Origin of the sequence: Robertmurraya mangrovi, from assembly GCF_034427655.1 — a bacterium.
In the GTDB taxonomy this organism is placed as follows: domain Bacteria; phylum Bacillota; class Bacilli; order Bacillales; family Cytobacillaceae; genus Robertmurraya_A; species Robertmurraya_A mangrovi.
On the sequence record NZ_JAXOFX010000003.1, the window covers coordinates 300,308 to 317,172 of the forward strand.

Here is a 16,865-nt window from a genome sequence, read left to right on the forward strand (position 1 = left end):
GTTTTTTTTATGGAATTTTTTCTAATATCCTATTTTTATTTAATAATGAGGTTTAATTATATAAATCTAGGGGTAATGATATAGGACTTTACATACAGTGGGGGAGCAAGATGAGATCAAAAGATAAGGTCTTATATAATAATGAAATTTTCGAAGTAATATTTAAATATAATAATGGGAAATTAGAAATTAGACATGAGAGTCAGGAACATCAAGTGCTTTTAGTTCAAGAGGAAGAAGTCTCACTACTTTCTAAGATGGATAAGCAAACAGCTTCTTAAATGCTAATTTGTCGACAATATTCGACAATGTTTGATATAATCATATGGAAACATGTTTTACATTACTTTAATTGATCATTTCCTTTTTTCTTTATAAGTAAGTATAAGCTTTTTGAAGTTAGACAACTGTCTAGCTCCAGCGCCCAGCGACTAGTGTACTTCGCACCTCTCCCTACGATAAGGAAACATCGAATCGCTATCGCTCTTCGTGTTTCCTTTATCTCAGTCGAGGCGCTCCAGTCCATACGTCGCTAAACGGGGCGCTTGCGCTTTTCTTATGAGATTAATGCTATATAACAAAAATATAAAATATAGAGGTGACTAGGAGGATATAATTACTCATTATGATTAACATCGATAAATTACTTGAAGATACTGTTGATATGGATGATAATGAGCACCTTTTTGATAAAGACTTCATTGACATCGATAAATTACTTGATAAGGATATAGATTACTAAAAGGCCATTGTTTCAATGGCTTTTTGTGTATCCTTTTTTGTTTTGGTCATACTATACTTAGTTATATTTTATGAGGTGACCATCATGGAGAAAAAAATTGATTTAACCGCAAGTGAGATGGGGTACTTATGGACCGTATATCAATCTTTAACGATGAATATTTGTATTTTAAAGTACTATAGTCATACGTTGGAGGATGATGAAGTAAGAGAATTAAATTCAAAATCACTTTCAGAATGTGAAAAAGTATTAGGTGAATTAGTAGATATTTTTGAGAAAGATGGCTTTCCTATTCCAGTAGGATTTTCAGATTCGGATGTAAATACTAATGCGGCAAAACTTTACACAGACCCGTTTATATTGTATTATCAATGGTTTGTTCATAAGGGGAATCTAAACTATGCTTCTATTGCTTTAAATACGATTGCAAGAGATGATGTGGTTGCTTTATTTAGTACTCTCCTTACAGGTGCATTAAAGTTATTAAATGAGTCGAGGAAACTGTTACTAGACAAAGGCTTGTGGATTAGATCACCATATATTCCTATACCAAAAAAAGTTACTTTTGTAGAGAAACAGAGTTTCCTAAATGGGTGGATAGGAGAACAACGACCATTAGTTGGTCAAGAAATTTCAGCTAATTTTTATAATATCGTTTCAAATCAAATAGGCTTTGAATTAATGAATAGCTTTATTCAAGTAATAGCGGATGGTGATTTAAAGCGATACATAGAGAGAGGCAAAGAAATAGCTAGTAAACACGTTAATGCTATGTCAAAAATATTTATAGATGCTGAACTCCCTGTACCATCTACATGGAGCGGTACTCACACTGATTCTAGAGAAAACCCTTTCTCAGAAAAATTAATCTTAAATATGATTAGTTACTTAAACGCTCAGGGTATAGCCAACTATGGGATGGCCATTTCAAATTCAATTAGAAGAGACGTAAGTACTACTTTTTCACGTCTGGCAGCTGAGGTAGGAAAATATGCTGAAGACGGGACCAATTTATTAATAGAAAAAGGTTGGTTTGAAAGCCCACCACAAGCTTCTAAATAATTTTCATGAATAAAAGAAAAAGGGTTCCAGGTGGTACTGTACCCCAAAAAGTTAGAGTGAAAATCTGACTTTCGGGGTTCACTACCGTAAGGAACCTTTTTCTTATTCCCAAAGTTGCCACCATTTTCTTTTCTTTGCAGCAGCTACTTCTCTATATCCTACCAGCATCTTCTGGAAAGTTTCTTCTCTAAGCTGGATTTCCTCTTTTGTTTGTCTTAATTCCTGGATTGTTTCCAATATTTGCTCTTGTTTTTCGTTCAGGGATTGAGTGTATCTTTTGAATTCCGATTTAGATTGTTGGACAGCTTTAGTTATTTCATCCATATTTGTGATTGTTGACTTCGAAGACTCAGCCACTTGTTTTTGCATTTGGATATGTGTTTTTTCTGTCATTCTAACCACGTTCTCTTTTAGGCTTTTGATTGATTCGGAAGTATGTTCCGATGATTTCGCAATATGACTGTTAATCGTTTCAAGCGTTTCAGAAGCTTGTTCCGAAGACTTCGTAAGCTTCTCTGTTAAGGTTCCTAGCGATTCGGAAGTAAGTTGTGATGATTGATTGATTGTTTCTGAAAGGCTTCCGAATGATTCAGAAGTCTGTTTTGATACGTGTACAACTTGATCTGATAACTGTTGCATCTCCGCCTTACGTTTGTCATTCGATCTCTGAATAGATTTAGACACTTCATTCACGGTTTGAAGGGAGGTATGAGACAACTCATTCTTAATTTCATCTATTAAAACTCTACGTGTTTGGATGATTTCTTGTTTGATTTCGTTGACTAGTTCCATTTTATAGTTAGCCATGGCTTGGTAAAATTCTTCTATGTTATTTTGACTGACCACTTGTTTATCTATTGGTGGATCTTGAATAACCATTTCGAATGTTTCGGAAGGTTCTTCTTTGGAGGGATTCAAATAGTTTTCTAGTAAAGTTCGTATCATTTCTTTGCCTACATTTTTTCCGCGCATTTCTTTAATCTTAAAAAGCAAGTCCATCTCTGGTTCCGTATAGAATCTTGCTCCTTGTTTTGTCCTAGGAATGACTAACAATCCTTCTAAATCTTTTTCCCATTGTCTTAATGTACCGGTTGGAACGTTTAGTTTCTTTGAAACCTCTTTTATGGAGTAAGCTCTAGTATTTTGATTCTTGTTCATCGTGACATTCCTTTCTATCTGTATGTTTAGTTAGGGTAAAATACTTAGAACAGTTTTTGAATAAAACGTTGATTTTTACATAATTCTTTATGTCTATATAAGTTTTCCTTCCGTATGACAAAAGCTCTCAAAACTAGTGTGTTTTCAGCAATATCTACCATTAGATACAGATTTAGTTGAAATTAGTCGAATAAAGAGGGTGTTAGGAGTTTTTTTTCACAGTACACTTTGTTTTTGAATATGATGAAAAGTGGTCGGTTATAGACAATCGCCTTTGTTTTAACATTAATAGATAAAGGGATGATCTTTCATGCAAATTAGGGGATACCATTTTTTAAACCATGGGGAATCATTATCTTCCATAGCCAATTATTACGGAATAAGCATTCAAGAGTTAATGGAAGCGAATCGAACCTCGAATCCATATCCTACTATTGGTCAGCAGTTAGCTATTCCTGTAGGAAACGAAATACGTCAAAAAGAATACCGACCTGTTACCGCATATACAGTGACTCGACCTGTTTTAGTAAACGGGGTTGATATTAATGCTGGATTGTACCCTGTTTTAAATTATCAACCAGAAAATGCACAATATCCTTTTATATACGTCCCTATTGCAGAATTTGGTCGGGTGGGGGCAAGGGTGGTTTGGAATGAACAACAACAAATTCTAACTGTAACAACAAATTACCAACAACTCGAGAACCAAGTAAGACTGCTTCAAGCTGAGAATGAGCAATTAAGAAGACAATTGTCAACCTATCAGACTGTCTCTGTTCGTGGAAACACAGCTGGCAATATTTCAAACTGGGGAATTGCAGCTAATCAAGGCGATTGGGTTTATTTTAGCAATATTAGTCAGGATAATAAGTTGTTCAAGATGCGTTTGGACGGAACAGGTAAACAATTATTGGCAAATGACCGTGCACTATATATAAATGTTGTAGGAGATTGGATTTACTATATTAATCAATCCGATCAATTTAAAATGTACAAAATACGTCTTGATGGAACAAATAAAACGAAGATTGATGATTTACATTCTGCTACGGTCTTGTCTGTAGTTGGTGACTATATTTATTATGTTACTCAAAGTGAACAGTATAAATTGTTTAGAATGAAGACAGATGGAACGGGAAGAACTCAATTAGGGACAGATTTCTTGATAGAAGAAATGTATGCAACGGAAGATTGGGTATTTTATACGTTACAAAATCAAGGCTTAAGAATAGTAAAAATAAAACCAGATGGAACTAGTCGAAATGTTGTAACCGAATACGGAGCTAGGCAGTTAAACATTGAAGGAGATTGGCTATACTTTGTCAATCAAACCATGCCAGGTATATGGCGTGTGAAGTGGGACGGAAGCAACCCAACCTCCTTTAGTGCAGAATATAGTAGTCCAACATATTTAAATGTAAAAGACAATATGATCTATTACGGTTATAGTGACCTATATAAAACACCAACAGATTCACCAGAACAAATTAAACTAACTCCACCTCTTGGATTCGCTGGTTTAATTAACATCGTGGGAGACTGGTTGTATTTTAGAATTCAATATAATGGTGAAAAGTTATATCGAATGAAAGTAGATGGAACGGCTGGAGAGATTGTTTATTAAATAGAATGAAAGATTAATGTTGTAGGGCTGTCACTTAACGGATAGTCCTATTTTTTTTATATAAAAAAATAAAAAAACCTCTTCTCAAATGGAAAAGGATGTAATATACTATGACTGTACCAACTGTACTACGAATGATAGTACACTATATACACATAGTACAGATAAGTGTTTACTATACATACACTACATAGAGATGGGAGGGTTACAATGTTTGAACTAGACGTTAGAAGCAGAAAGCCAATTTATGAACAGCTGGTTGATAAACTAAAGGAATTAATTATTACCGAAGTTTTAAAACCAGACGAACAGCTGCCCTCTGTTAGGATTATGGCGGGCCAATTGACCATTAACCCTAACACGATTCAAAAAGCCTATCGTGAGCTTGAGATACAAGGTTACATTTACTCGATTAAAGGAAAAGGAAGTTTTGTCAGTCCTTCGACTCCAAAACAAAATAGTGAGAAGGTAATGAAAATGAAAAATGATCTTATAAAACTTTTATCAGAAGCGATATATCTCGGTATAACAGCGGAAGAAATTATAGCGATAATTAAAGAAGTTGAAGCTGGTATAGGGGGTGGGTTACCGAATGATTAAATTTGAAAATGTTAGTAAGCGATTTGAAGATAAGGAAGCAGTTGAAGAAGTCAATTTGAGCATTAATAAAGGTTCAATCTACGGCCTACTCGGCTCAAATGGTGCAGGTAAAACAACATTGCTAAAACTGTTATCGGGAATCTACACTCAAGACAGTGGCCATGTAACGATTGATGAGAAAATGGTATATGAAAATCCAGATGTAAAAAGAAGACTGTTTTTTATCCCTGATTATCCCTATTTCTTCTCACAATATACGATTAGACACATGGGTTCCTTTTATAGAAATATGTATGATAACTGGAATGAAGAGAGATTTAATCATTTAGTCAAGGCTTTTGATATTGACCCTAACCGAAAGCTACATAAGTATTCAAAAGGTCTTCAAAGACAAGCGGCTTTCATCTTAGCACTATCTACTATGCCAGAAATACTAGTGCTAGATGAACCGATGGATGGTCTAGATCCAGTGGTTAGAAAAAATATTAAGAGCCTCATTATTGAAGATGTGGCTGAGAGGGAAATGACCGTACTGATTTCTTCTCACAACCTTCGTGAAGTGGAAGATATCTGCGATTTTGTAGGCATCCTACATAAAGGGAAAATGCTCATTGAAAAAGAATTAGACGATTTGAAATCAGATACACATAAAATCCAATTAGCATTTAAAGACGGAGCTCCAGAAGGAATATTCGAAGGCTTAAAGGTCCTTCATCAGGAAAATAGAGGAAGTGTCCTCCTATGTATAGTTAGAGGGAATGAGGATGACATAGTGAAAAAAGTAAAAAGATTCGACCCTGTTATTTTTGATATGTTACCACTCACTCTAGAGGAGATTTTTATATATGAAATGGAGGATGTTGGTTATGCAATCAAAAATATCCTTGTATAAAAGTGAGATGTCTAAACATATCGGACGAAATGTTGGATGGTTATCAATCCTATATTTTATTACTCTAGTATTTTGTTTGCCATTAGACATACTCATGACGGCTACAAACGAAAATCGAGGATTCTGGGAAAAAGTAAATTTATTTCAAATCAATCAGGATATTCAATATATTCTATTTATTGCAGCTCCAGTATTAATCGCTCTTTTCCTCTATCGATTTTTACATGTAAAAGAAAGTACGGACTTATTTCACAGCTTACCGGTAAAGAGGGAACAAATTTATCATCAATATACTTTAACAGGATGGGCTTATCTTAACGTTCCTGTTTTAGTAGTTGCCATATTCGTCTTTATTGAACATCGAGCATTTGATTTAGATCTTTATTTTAGTGTAGGTGATATCTGGTATTGGGCTGGTTTAACCATCCTGTTTAATACGATTATCTATATAAGCGCTGTTTTTGTAGGGATGTTTACTGGTTTATCTATGTTACATGGGGTATTAGCTTATATTTTTCTTCTCCTTCCAGTAGGGTTAATTGTCCTGATTTCGTTCAATTTGCGATTCTTTTTATATGGGTTTTCCGATTATTACTTTGCTAATGACAAGATGAGGTTTCTCTCCCCATTAATTATTTTAGAGAGACTGTCGCATCTCCCAATTGAAATGAGTTTTGTTATCGGTTATCTAGTTATTTCAATCGTTTTATATGTTTTAGCTCTATTTGTTTATAAAAAGAGAAAGTCAGAAGCGGTGTCCCAAGCCATTGTGTTCCCAATGTTAAAGCCCGTTTTTATCATGGGGACTACTCTATGTACAGCCTTCTTAGGCGCACTTTATTTTGGTGAAACTCAAAATCACTCCACCTTTTGGTTGGTGTTTGGGTATATTACTGGGTCCATTATTGGCTATTTAGCCGCTCAGATGGTGTTACACAAAACTTGGAGAATTATTGATACATTTAAAAAATTCCCTATCTATGCAGGAATATTATTGATTACTGTTGCTTTATTTAAATTTGATGTATTTGGATATGAAACACGACTTCCAGATTTAAAAGAGGTTACTAAAGTTCATTTAAGTAACAGTCCGCATTTATTGATGTATGAGGATGATTTGAATAAACCGTTTTATTTAAAAACGGAAGAAAACATCAAATTAACTCATCAATTGCATGAAGAAATTGTAGAAAACCGAAACCAAAAGGAAGAATGGGTAATCGGAGATGAAAATGTTGAAGACGTGTTTTTTGCTTACGAGTTAAAGAACGGTAAAAGGTTTGTGAGGGAGTATAGAATTGATAAAAGCAAGTATAAACAGTATTTTCACTCCATTCATGAATCCAAAGAGTATAAAGAGGTCACTAATCCTTTATTTAAGGTGAAAGAAGAAGAACTGAAATTCATTACAATTAACCCAAGAGGTCCACTTAACAGAAATGCTGTTATCTCTGAATCAAATGATATGAAAGAGTTTATCCGTATATTGAAGGAAGACATTTTTGCATCCACTTATGATGAGATGTATAACGAAAAGGGATTTCAATCTTCTATTGGGTTTGTATTGGGGAAGGATTCAATTGACATTCCTTTAAGACCTTCATATGTGAACGTACTTAATTGGTTAAAACAAGAAGGATTATATGAGAAAGCAACAGTTAGTGTAGAGGACCTTGAATATGCTTATGTTGTAAAGAAAGGTCAATTACAACAAGAAGATTTAAGAATTTTAGACATGGATCCTGGACAGTTTTTTAAGGAATACGCAAATGCTTCTAATAGCTTGAAATTTACGAGCAAAGATGAAGTAAAAATCTTGATGGAAATATCAAGAGAACAATATATCTTTGATGCTAATATTCAATATATCGTTGCTTTTAAATTCAAAAACTATGATTATCCAGTCGTCTATTCCTTTGCTACAAAAGAGGTTCCTACATTCATCAGTAGTCAATTAAAATAAGCTACTTTTCCAAGTAGCAGTGTGAAGCGATATGTTTATCAGGGAGAGGAGGAACAAACCATGAGCGAGATTCACAACAGCATTGATATGAATGATATTTGTGAAAAGTATAGTAAGCGTCTGTTTCAAGTGGCATTCTGTATTACAAGAGACCACTATTTAGCACAAGATGTTGTTCAAGAGACACTAATAAAAGCCTATCAAAAAATGGATACAGTAAAAGAGGTAGAAAAACTGGGTTCTTGGTTATCTTCAATTGCAACAAGAACAGCCATTGATTTTGTTAGGAAAGAAAAACGTAAAAATGAAACCATGCTAGAAGGTTCTGTTCTTGAAGATAAAAATGTTCATTTAATAGCTAACCAAGACGTAGAAAAAGAGGTAGAAGTGTCGTTACTAAAAGAGGAAATCGGACGTGTAATCAATGGTTTTTCCTCCGATGCTAAAAACATATTTTTACTAAAAATTAAAGAAGGCTTAAAAGAAAAAGAAATTGCTTCAAAGCTTCATATCAATGAAGGAACGGTTAAAACAAAAGTGTACAGGGCAAGAAAGCAGTTGAAAATGGAGTTAGCGGAACAGTATTTGGCATAAATGAACAAGACCCTCACAAATGTGGGGGTTTTTCTATTTGGGCGTAAATTCATTCATACAGCCAGTAATAAATTGATAATATGGCTGGAAAAAGAAATGTATGGGTTTTATATGTTAAAATAGTAAATATAGTTATTTAACATCGATTTTATAATGGATAAAGGTCAATAAATTATTTTTACCTAAGGTGTGATACGATGTTTGTTGTTTACATGTTAATTGCCATAGTTGGTATGGGATTATTAATCCTATTTTTAGGGTGGTTGCTAGTTAGTTTAATAAAGGGGAAAAAGAATCTATATTCTGTTATAACTTTAATCATTGTAAGCTTTTTCTTATTTTTAGCCCTTTATCAAGGTTTGACGTTTTTTCATATATTAGAAGTTAACACAACTTCAATATATTCTTAATTTAAAGGAGGTATTTATAGATGAACATACGGTTAGATGGTCCACAAAAATTATTTCTATTTACATTTGGAGCAGGACTAATCATTCTAATTTTTTTCTTCTCACCGTATATTGTAGATGGAGCATCAATGAATCCTACTCTAAATAATAGAGAAATCATTTTTATAAATAAGGTAGCTGACTATACTGACACTCTAAAAAGAGGAGATATCGTCGTGCTGTACAATGAAAAGACGAAAGAAAAATACGTAAAAAGATTGATTGGACTACCTGGAGAAAAAATTGAAATGATTAAGGATCAACTATATGTTAATGGTAACGTAGTTCATGAGCCTTATTTACATAGTTTGATAGAATATGCTAATCAAACAGATAGTAGATTAACAGGGGACTTTGGCCCAATTAAAGTTCCGAAAAATCATTATTTTGTTATGGGTGATAATAGATTATTTAGCTTGGATAGTCGAAATGGGCTCGGATTTATTCATAAGAGTAATATCTGGGGAACGAGTGAATTAGTTATTTATCCATTCAAAAGCATGAGAATAACCAATTGATAATAGGTCAGTCCCTCTTTAGCCAATTTAAGAGGGACTGACCCTTTTTTCATGTTAACGATACAACAATATTATTAATTATTAAGGTTGAAAGTCTATGAGAAAAGGGTTATAAATAAACTATACGGTCAGTTTAGGTAATCAAATTTTGGAATTTAAGGAGGGATAAGGTATGAAAACTACTAATAACACAGAAAAATGGACATTAGATTCCTTATATAAAGGAAAAGGAGATTCTCCTGAGATTATTGAATTTTTCCAATGCTTGAAGGAAAAAGTGAATGAGTTAATAGATAATCTCAAAATCCCGAGTGAAAAAGATTGGGAAAGTATTAAGCATTTGATTTTACATATGGATGATGTAACAAAAAGGTTGGAGGAACTAAAAGAATTCACCTTATCTTTAACTTCACAAGATTCAAGTGATGAGGCAGCTAAGCAACTAGATTATCAACTTTCGGATTTGAGTAGAGAATTTTCTCAGTTAGAACGGTTATTTTATCAAACATTGAATGGGATGGATGGTTCGATCTGGGAGAAAATGAAGGAAGAACTTTCTTCTCCTTTGTATTTTTATTTTTTAAAGCAAAAGGAGAGGTTGAGTGATACTTTACACCCCGAAATGGAAAACTTAATTGATGAATTGTCGATTGATGGTTATAGATCATGGGAAGCTCTTTACCAACAGTCTATAAATAAATTGAAATTTACGATTACCGTTGATGGAAAAGAAGGGGTAGTTACATTTGGTGAGCTTGCTAAGTATAACTCAAATTCTAAACGTAGTATAAGATTAGCTGCTCATGAAGCAAGGGTAAGAACACTGAATGAAAATGAGGATTTATTTGCCTCCATCCTAAATCATTTAGCAGGTTTTAGAACTAAGCTGTATAAACAAAGAGGATGGGACTCTGTTCTGAAAGAAACATTAACCTTAAACAAAATGTCAGAAACAACCCTTAAGGCCATGTGGGATACAATAAAAGATAATAACCAAATGTTCCAAGCATATTTTCAACGAAAGGCGAAACTGTTAGGTGTTGAAAAATTAAGTTATTTTGATCTCTTTTATCCGATTAGCTCGGCCGAGGAAACGAAGAAATACAGCATAAAAGATGCAATTGAATTCATATCACATAAAGCATATGAACATTCCTTCCCAGTATTATCACAATTTGTTAAAGATTCTTATGACAACCGGTGGATAGACTCAGAGATTCGTCCTAATAAGAGACAAGGCGGTATGGCATTTGCCTTTCCCATTAGTCAAGAATCGAGACTATTTGTAAACTACAACAGTGAGTTTAATGATGTCACTGTTTTAGCACATGAACTTGGACATACTTTTCATGCTACCGTTCTGTTTGACCAACCTTCATTTTGTCAAAAGTATCCTATGAGTTTGGCTGAAACAGCGTCGACGTTTAATGAATTAATTGTCACTGAATCTACTGAAGGCATTCCGGTAGAACAAAGGCTTTCGAACATAGAAGAAAAGATCAATACAGCCGTCTTATATCTATTATATGTCCAGTTTCACTTTCACTTTGAATTAGAAATGTATAATAGAAAAAAGGCAGGAAAATATTTATCTGCCGAGGAGCTTAAATCATTAATCGTAGCCTTTCAAAAAGAAGTATTTAGTGATTGTCTAGAACATTATCAAGAGTTCTTCTGGTTACATACTCCTCACTTTTATTATATCGATCAACCTTTTTATAATTTTGTATATACCTTTGGATTCTTATTCAGTAATGGATTATTTGAAATGTCAAAGACGGATCCTAATTTTGAGAAAAAATATATAGAATTGCTTAAAGATACTGGGATATACTCAGTCGAGGAATTGTCAGAAAAACACTTAGGAATCGACTTAACAAAACCGGTCTTCTGGGAAAAATCGATTCAATTGATTAAACAGCAAATAGAAGAGTTTTTAGAAATAACGAAATAAATGAGACATAAATTTAGCAGTATGGAAGTGAATTGATTCATGGCACCGATTGTATCCGAAGAATATAAAGAAAAAATGAAATCAAAAATTCTGAACAGTGCTCTTGAGTGTTTCGCTCAAAAAGGGTTTTCAACCACAACCATCAATGAAATTGGGGCACATTCAGGTATAAGTAAAGGGTCCATTTATAACTACTTTGTCAGCAAAGATGATATTTATCTTGAATTATTAAATAGAGCTACCGAAAACGATAAAATAGACATAACAAAGAATTTCTCTAAACTTCGATCGTCATACAGTAAAATAAGTTTTCTATTTGATGTGTTTTTAACTTTAGACCCATTTGAACCAAAAAGAGCAGGGCAAAATGTCGTGTTTTACGAATTTACATTTCATTGTACAAGGTCTAAAAGGCTACTGGAACTTATAACAGATCGAGGTAATTTTTTAGTGAATCTCATTAAAGAAACATTGGAAAAAGGACAAGAGGTAGGGGAAATCAATCCTAACATTGATACACAAGTGTATGCCCATAAGTTTTGGTTAATATTGGATGGTGTTTCATTACAAACGATATATAAGGATTTCCCTTACTATGACGTATTAAGTGAAATGAAGGAAATGTATTTGGAAGAAATCAAACATAAATAGGAATTGACGGGAGGCCATTATGTCCTTTGCAAAAAATGAACATAAGCAAGAACAGAGAAATAAAGTTTTGATTAGTGCCTTAGAATGTTTTGCTTCAAAGGGGTATGATGCAGCCACCATGGATGATATCGTACTGCATTCTAGTGTCAGTAAAGGATCTATTTATAAGCTTTTTAAGAGTAAGGAAGAAATTTATATCGAGTTAATGTATAAATATACTGATGAATTTTTTGAAGAGATAAACCTCATTTTAGCAAAATACACAACAGCGAGGGAAAAGCTGTCATCTTTATTTATTGAATATTTGAATGGTCAGTTTGACTCCTATAAATTAAACTCATTTTTAGTTCATTTCGAATTACAGCTTTATTCTACTAGAAAAGAACAAATGCTTAAGCTATTGGAGGAAAGACGACTTAAAAGACTTGGTATTATTTCAAAAGTGATAAGTGAAGGAATACAAAATGGCGAGTTAAAGCAAACACATGATGCAGATGTATATGCCGAAATGTTCTGGGCATTTTTTGACGGAGCAATTGAAACTAAATTGGTGTTTCCAAACTTCCCGTATGAAAAATTAGTGATTGAACAAAGAGATGTTTTTATTAAGAATTTAGCCAATAATTGAATAAAAGTAAAAACTTGTATATAATAAAATGACCAGCCAGTTTATTTAATTGATACAGACATGGGGGAATTAATTTATGAAAACATATAATATTGAAATTAAACCTATTACACAAGACAATATTAGAGCTTGTGCAAAATTAGAAGTTTCAGAGGATCAAAAACAGTTTGTTGCTAGAAATCTAGCCACTATTGCTTGGGCCTATGTTGATCCGCAATTTACTCCATATGCCATATGTGATGGAGATACAGTAGTAGGAGTTGCAGCCGTTGAATATGTGCCTGACAATGAAGACTATGATCGTCATTGGGTACCAAGATTCATGATTGGGGAGCAATTCCAAGGTAATGGCTATGGTAAACAAGCTATGTTAAAGATTATTGAAATGATTATTAATCAGCATCCTAATTGCAGTAGAGTTCGATTATCGGTTGTTTCTGAAAATCAGGGAGCAATTGACTTCTATAAAAGAATTGGCTTTGTTGAAACGGATGAAAAGCTAGAAGACGAACTTGTGATGGATTACTTTATTAAATCAGGTGTGAATCTTTAACGATTTATTAAGTAATTCAGAGTGATAAATTTAAACCTATATGGAAAAGCAATAGCCTTAAAATTATAGTTGAATGAGTAATTATCAAAACTGGATGGTCATTTTTAAAAAAATAATCCTTAAATTAAACTATCAGAATCTTAAAATAATAAACAATGAAATGACGCAATTGATATTTTAAAAGAGGGACGTGTTCTTATGATCGAAGTGAAACGATTAAAGGATTGTACGATCGAACAGGGCGTAAAAGCGTGGAATGTAGGGTTTGAAGGGTATTATTTTGATGCGACGACCACTCCTGAAAATTTCATCAACCGTATAGTATCGGAAGGTCTGTCACCCAATTTATCCATCGTGGCTTTTAAAGATAACGAGCCGGTTGGAATTGTCAAAAATGGTATTCGCAACATAGATGGGAAAAAAGTCGGCTGGAATGGTGGTACAGGGGTAGCATCCGGACTTAGGAAACAAGGAATTGGACTGATCCTTATGGAAGAAACGTTAAAGATTTATAAAGAAGAAGGCGTGGATTTTGCGACATTAGAAGCCATTAGTGAAAATACAAGAGCAATTGCCTTATATAAAAAGATAGGTTATGAGGTCGTAGATGACTTAGTATATCTGGAACATAAAGGACATTTAACTCTAGAAGAAACTCCTAATGAAGATTATTTGATTGAGCGTGCTAATCCACAACAAATCGGCTCTCTATCCTTTTATAAAGGAATGAATCCTTGGCAAACGCACTGGCAAGCGGCTAAGGAAGGAGAAGCGTTGCTTGTTAAGGATAAGGAAGATGTAGAGGTTGGTTACGCTTATTTTAAGCATACATTTGACCCACAAGGTAAGCATGTAGGAACAATCTTGTTCCAGTGTGAGGCAATTCCAAATCATGATGACCAGGTGACAATCATCCATCTATTGCTTCAGAATGTATTCAAACCCGTCCAAGATGAAATAAGAAGAGTCATTCCTAACCTACCGAAAAAACGTAGTGCGTTAACATATAAGCTACTTGATCAATTAGGTTTTACACCGTTTGCAAATCAAGTATATATGATCAAAGAAATGTAGTTTAAGAGAGGAGGCTATATTTATGAATCATCATGTTAGAAAATTAGAGGAAACCGAAATTCCTTCGTTCGTTGACATAGCCATTAATGCGTATCCAGGAACGATGCAGAATACTCCAGACTTTAAAGAACGATTTTCCACTATGTTGAAAACACTTCAAGAAAACGAGAAGTCAATCGAATTTTATGGAATATTTAGGGGTGAAAAGCTTGTTGGAGGTATGAGAATTCATTATTTTGAAATGAACTTATACTCTAAGATCATTGAAGTAGGTGGAGTAGGTTTAGTGGCGGTCGATTTGTTACATAAAAAGGAAAAAGTAGCAAAAGACCTAATTCATTACTTCATTCAACATTTTATCAGTCGAGATGTATCGATTGTCGCTCTTTATCCATTCAGACCTGATTTTTATAAAAAAATGGGCTTTGGATATGGAACGAAAATTAATCAATACTTTATTAAACCATCGAGTTTTCCGTCAAGAGTGAACAAAGAGGGACTTGTATTCCTAAACGAAACACACAAAGAGCTAGTGAAAGAGTGCTATAATCAATATGCTCTTTCCACCCATGGAATGATGTTAAAAAGCAATCATGATGTAGAGGTTATGTTCAAGAATCCTAATAAAAAGTTGGTTGGTTATCTTAACGGAGATAAACTAGAAGGATATTTGTTGTTTTCTTTTAAAAAGATGAGTGAAACCAATTTTGTCCATAATAATATGGTAATCAACGAAATGATTTATCAAAATCCACTAGCTTTATCCAAGTTATCAACGTTTCTTCAGAGTCAAAACGACCAAATTGCTCGTATTGAGCTGACCACACAAGATGATGATATTGAATTTTTCATTGCTGACCCAAGAAATGGATCCAATCGTCTCATTCCTAGTGTCTATCATGAAAGCAACAGTGCCGGAGTAGGGATCATGTATCGAATTATTAATATCGAGAAATTTATCAAACAGTTAGGTGAATACCGTTTTAACCAAGAAACGTTTACTTTAGAAATAGACATTATTGATAGTTTTATAGAAGAGCAAAGTAGAAAAGTCGTCATCGATTTTAATGATGGAAAAGCATCGATATCACAGGAAAAAAGTGCAGATGTGAAAATTTCAATTGATATTTCCGACTTATCGTCTCTACTAATGGGTGCTGTTCAATTTCAAAAATTATATCAATATGGCCGAGTAGTAGTAAATCTAGAAGAAAAAGTATCACAAGTGGATGAGTTATTTTCAACGCTACAAAAACCATTATGTATCACAGCATTCTAATTGGAGGAACTCTCTTTACGGAGGGTTCTTTTCTTTAGGCAATTGTATTAAGAATGAAATAATATGTAAAATAAACTAGAAAGTAAAGGAGGAATTATATTGATTCGTTTTGGTGTGATTGGTACTAACTGGATTACAGATGCATTTTTAGAGGCTGCAAATAAGATAGATGATTTTAAATTAAACTCCGTGTATTCTCGCTCACAGGAAAAAGCGGATGAATTTGCTAAAAAATATGGGGTTAACAATGCTTATACCAATCTAGAGCAAATGGCAAATAGTGATGAGATTGATGCCGTTTATATTGCCAGTCCAAATTCCATGCATGCAGAACAAGCCATCCTATTTTTGAGACATAAGAAACATGTCTTATGTGAAAAACCGATAGCTTCTAATACATACGAACTTTCAATGATGATTCAAGAGGCAAAGAAAAACGGAGTTCTTTTAATGGAAGCTTTAAAATCAACCTTATTACCAAACTTTAAAACCATTCAAGAGAACATGAACAAAATAGGTAAGGTCAGGAAATATTTCGCTAGCTATTGTCAATATTCATCCAGATATGATGCATATAAACAAGGGACTATCTTGAATGCATTTAAACCAGAGTTCTCAAACGGTTCCCTAATGGATATAGGAATCTACTGTATTTACCCGCTTGTTGTATTATTTGGTGAACCAAAAGAAGTTAAAGCTACAGGAGTGTTACTGGAATCGGCTGTAGATGGCGAGGGGAGTATCGTATTAAAGTATAATGATAAAACCGCTACTGTGATGTTTTCAAAAATATCTAACTCTTACTTACCCTCTGAAATCCAAGGGGAGGAAGGTAGTATCATCATAGATAAGATACATACCCCTGAAAAGGTTGAAATAAACTACCGAAATGGTAATAAAGAAGATATTACAGTCGAACAAAATGTAGATTCTATGTACTAAGAAGCAAAAGAATTTATTGAATTAATAAAAAAGGGTGAAACCGAATCGAAAATAAATTCCTTCAATCATTCAATGATTACAATGAAAATAATGGAGGAAGCTCGAAAACAAATGGGGATCATTTACCCGAGTGACCAACACCAATAAATAAAATCTCCCCTCTCAAATATACAGAGAGGGGA

At 33.7% G+C, this 16,865-nt stretch carries 16 protein-coding genes and 1 pseudogene; 16 read left to right on the plus strand and 1 reads right to left on the minus strand.

All coding sequences use genetic code 11. The features are described 5' to 3' along the window. Positions 1–110 precede the first annotated feature (110 nt). Both SM124_RS07095 and SM124_RS07100 read left to right on the plus strand, forming a co-directional pair. Positions 111–281, plus strand: a complete 171-nt coding sequence (locus SM124_RS07095; RefSeq protein WP_322445805.1) for a hypothetical protein — start codon at positions 111–113, stop codon at positions 279–281. Positions 282–826: 545 nt separating this feature from the next. After that, complete coding sequence (locus tag SM124_RS07100; protein ID WP_322445806.1) at positions 827–1,804, plus strand: DUF3231 family protein; 978 nt, start codon at positions 827–829, stop codon at positions 1,802–1,804. Positions 1,805–1,906: 102 nt separating this feature from the next. Here the strand turns inward: SM124_RS07100 and SM124_RS07105 are convergent, their stop codons facing one another. Further along, positions 1,907–2,962, minus strand: coding sequence for a MerR family transcriptional regulator (locus tag SM124_RS07105; protein ID WP_322445807.1), 1,056 nt, complete (start codon positions 2,960–2,962; stop codon positions 1,907–1,909). Between the two features lie 310 nt (positions 2,963–3,272). Here SM124_RS07105 and SM124_RS07110 point away from each other — a divergent pair, with 310 nt between their 5' ends. From SM124_RS07110 to SM124_RS07175, 14 genes and pseudogenes are all read left to right on the plus strand, one after another. Next, complete coding sequence (locus SM124_RS07110) at positions 3,273–4,586, plus strand: DUF5050 domain-containing protein (protein WP_322445808.1); 1,314 nt, start codon at positions 3,273–3,275, stop codon at positions 4,584–4,586. Between the two features lie 210 nt (positions 4,587–4,796). Beyond that, positions 4,797–5,186 carry a GntR family transcriptional regulator gene (locus SM124_RS07115; protein WP_322445809.1) on the plus strand — a complete coding sequence of 130 codons (390 nt, stop codon included), beginning with the start codon at positions 4,797–4,799 and terminating at the stop codon, positions 5,184–5,186. Next, on the plus strand, positions 5,179–6,078 hold the full coding sequence (locus tag SM124_RS07120; RefSeq protein WP_322445810.1) for an ABC transporter ATP-binding protein: 900 nt from the start codon (positions 5,179–5,181) through the stop codon (positions 6,076–6,078). The genes SM124_RS07115 and SM124_RS07120 overlap by 8 nt, the downstream gene beginning before the upstream one ends. Continuing rightward, the gene (locus SM124_RS07125; protein WP_322445811.1) at positions 6,053–8,041 is read left to right on the plus strand and encodes a DUF6449 domain-containing protein; all 1,989 of its coding nucleotides are present in this window, start codon (positions 6,053–6,055) and stop codon (positions 8,039–8,041) included. Before SM124_RS07120 ends, SM124_RS07125 begins: the two co-directional genes overlap by 26 nt. A 60-nt stretch (positions 8,042–8,101) precedes the next feature. Beyond that, entirely contained in the window at positions 8,102–8,635 is a 534-nt protein-coding gene (locus tag SM124_RS07130; RefSeq protein ID WP_322445812.1) for an RNA polymerase sigma factor, read from the plus strand. A 197-nt stretch (positions 8,636–8,832) separates the two neighbouring features. Then, complete coding sequence (locus SM124_RS07135) at positions 8,833–9,045, plus strand: hypothetical protein (protein ID WP_322445813.1); 213 nt, start codon at positions 8,833–8,835, stop codon at positions 9,043–9,045. A gap of 20 nt (positions 9,046–9,065) precedes the next feature. Continuing rightward, the gene (gene lepB, locus SM124_RS07140; RefSeq protein ID WP_322445814.1) at positions 9,066–9,602 is read left to right on the plus strand and encodes a signal peptidase I; all 537 of its coding nucleotides are present in this window, start codon (positions 9,066–9,068) and stop codon (positions 9,600–9,602) included. Between the two features lie 172 nt (positions 9,603–9,774). Beyond that, entirely contained in the window at positions 9,775–11,556 is a 1,782-nt protein-coding gene (locus SM124_RS07145; protein ID WP_322445815.1) for a M3 family metallopeptidase, read from the plus strand. Positions 11,557–11,595: 39 nt separating this feature from the next. After that, the gene (locus SM124_RS07150) at positions 11,596–12,207 is read left to right on the plus strand and encodes a TetR/AcrR family transcriptional regulator (protein WP_322445816.1); all 612 of its coding nucleotides are present in this window, start codon (positions 11,596–11,598) and stop codon (positions 12,205–12,207) included. A 19-nt stretch (positions 12,208–12,226) separates the two neighbouring features. After that, positions 12,227–12,835, plus strand: a complete 609-nt coding sequence (locus SM124_RS07155; protein WP_322445817.1) for a TetR/AcrR family transcriptional regulator — start codon at positions 12,227–12,229, stop codon at positions 12,833–12,835. Between the two features lie 76 nt (positions 12,836–12,911). Then, on the plus strand, positions 12,912–13,388 hold the full coding sequence (locus tag SM124_RS07160) for a GNAT family N-acetyltransferase (RefSeq protein ID WP_322445818.1): 477 nt from the start codon (positions 12,912–12,914) through the stop codon (positions 13,386–13,388). Between the two features lie 198 nt (positions 13,389–13,586). After that, entirely contained in the window at positions 13,587–14,462 is an 876-nt protein-coding gene (locus SM124_RS07165) for a GNAT family N-acetyltransferase (RefSeq protein ID WP_322445819.1), read from the plus strand. A 22-nt stretch (positions 14,463–14,484) separates the two neighbouring features. Continuing rightward, on the plus strand, positions 14,485–15,741 hold the full coding sequence (locus SM124_RS07170; protein WP_322445820.1) for a GNAT family N-acetyltransferase: 1,257 nt from the start codon (positions 14,485–14,487) through the stop codon (positions 15,739–15,741). Between the two features lie 99 nt (positions 15,742–15,840). Continuing rightward, positions 15,841–16,830, plus strand: a pseudogene (locus tag SM124_RS07175) (Gfo/Idh/MocA family protein). Positions 16,831–16,865 lie beyond the last annotated feature (35 nt).

Bases quoted from the DNA above. Each gene is read 5' to 3' on its own strand.
- SM124_RS07095 (WP_322445805.1), top strand. From the start codon at position 111: ATGAGATCAAAAGATAAGGTCTTATATAATAATGAAATTTTCGAAGTA.
- SM124_RS07100 (WP_322445806.1), top strand. From the start codon at position 827: ATGGAGAAAAAAATTGATTTAACCGCAAGTGAGATGGGGTACTTATGG.
- SM124_RS07105 (WP_322445807.1), bottom strand. From the start codon at position 2,962: ATGAACAAGAATCAAAATACTAGAGCTTACTCCATAAAAGAGGTTTCA.
- SM124_RS07110 (WP_322445808.1), top strand. From the start codon at position 3,273: ATGCAAATTAGGGGATACCATTTTTTAAACCATGGGGAATCATTATCT.
- SM124_RS07115 (WP_322445809.1), top strand. From the start codon at position 4,797: ATGTTTGAACTAGACGTTAGAAGCAGAAAGCCAATTTATGAACAGCTG.
- SM124_RS07120 (WP_322445810.1), top strand. From the start codon at position 5,179: ATGATTAAATTTGAAAATGTTAGTAAGCGATTTGAAGATAAGGAAGCA.
- SM124_RS07125 (WP_322445811.1), top strand. From the start codon at position 6,053: ATGCAATCAAAAATATCCTTGTATAAAAGTGAGATGTCTAAACATATC.
- SM124_RS07130 (WP_322445812.1), top strand. From the start codon at position 8,102: ATGAGCGAGATTCACAACAGCATTGATATGAATGATATTTGTGAAAAG.
- SM124_RS07135 (WP_322445813.1), top strand. From the start codon at position 8,833: ATGTTTGTTGTTTACATGTTAATTGCCATAGTTGGTATGGGATTATTA.
- lepB (WP_322445814.1), top strand. From the start codon at position 9,066: ATGAACATACGGTTAGATGGTCCACAAAAATTATTTCTATTTACATTT.
- SM124_RS07145 (WP_322445815.1), top strand. From the start codon at position 9,775: ATGAAAACTACTAATAACACAGAAAAATGGACATTAGATTCCTTATAT.
- SM124_RS07150 (WP_322445816.1), top strand. From the start codon at position 11,596: ATGGCACCGATTGTATCCGAAGAATATAAAGAAAAAATGAAATCAAAA.
- SM124_RS07155 (WP_322445817.1), top strand. From the start codon at position 12,227: ATGTCCTTTGCAAAAAATGAACATAAGCAAGAACAGAGAAATAAAGTT.
- SM124_RS07160 (WP_322445818.1), top strand. From the start codon at position 12,912: ATGAAAACATATAATATTGAAATTAAACCTATTACACAAGACAATATT.
- SM124_RS07165 (WP_322445819.1), top strand. From the start codon at position 13,587: ATGATCGAAGTGAAACGATTAAAGGATTGTACGATCGAACAGGGCGTA.
- SM124_RS07170 (WP_322445820.1), top strand. From the start codon at position 14,485: ATGAATCATCATGTTAGAAAATTAGAGGAAACCGAAATTCCTTCGTTC.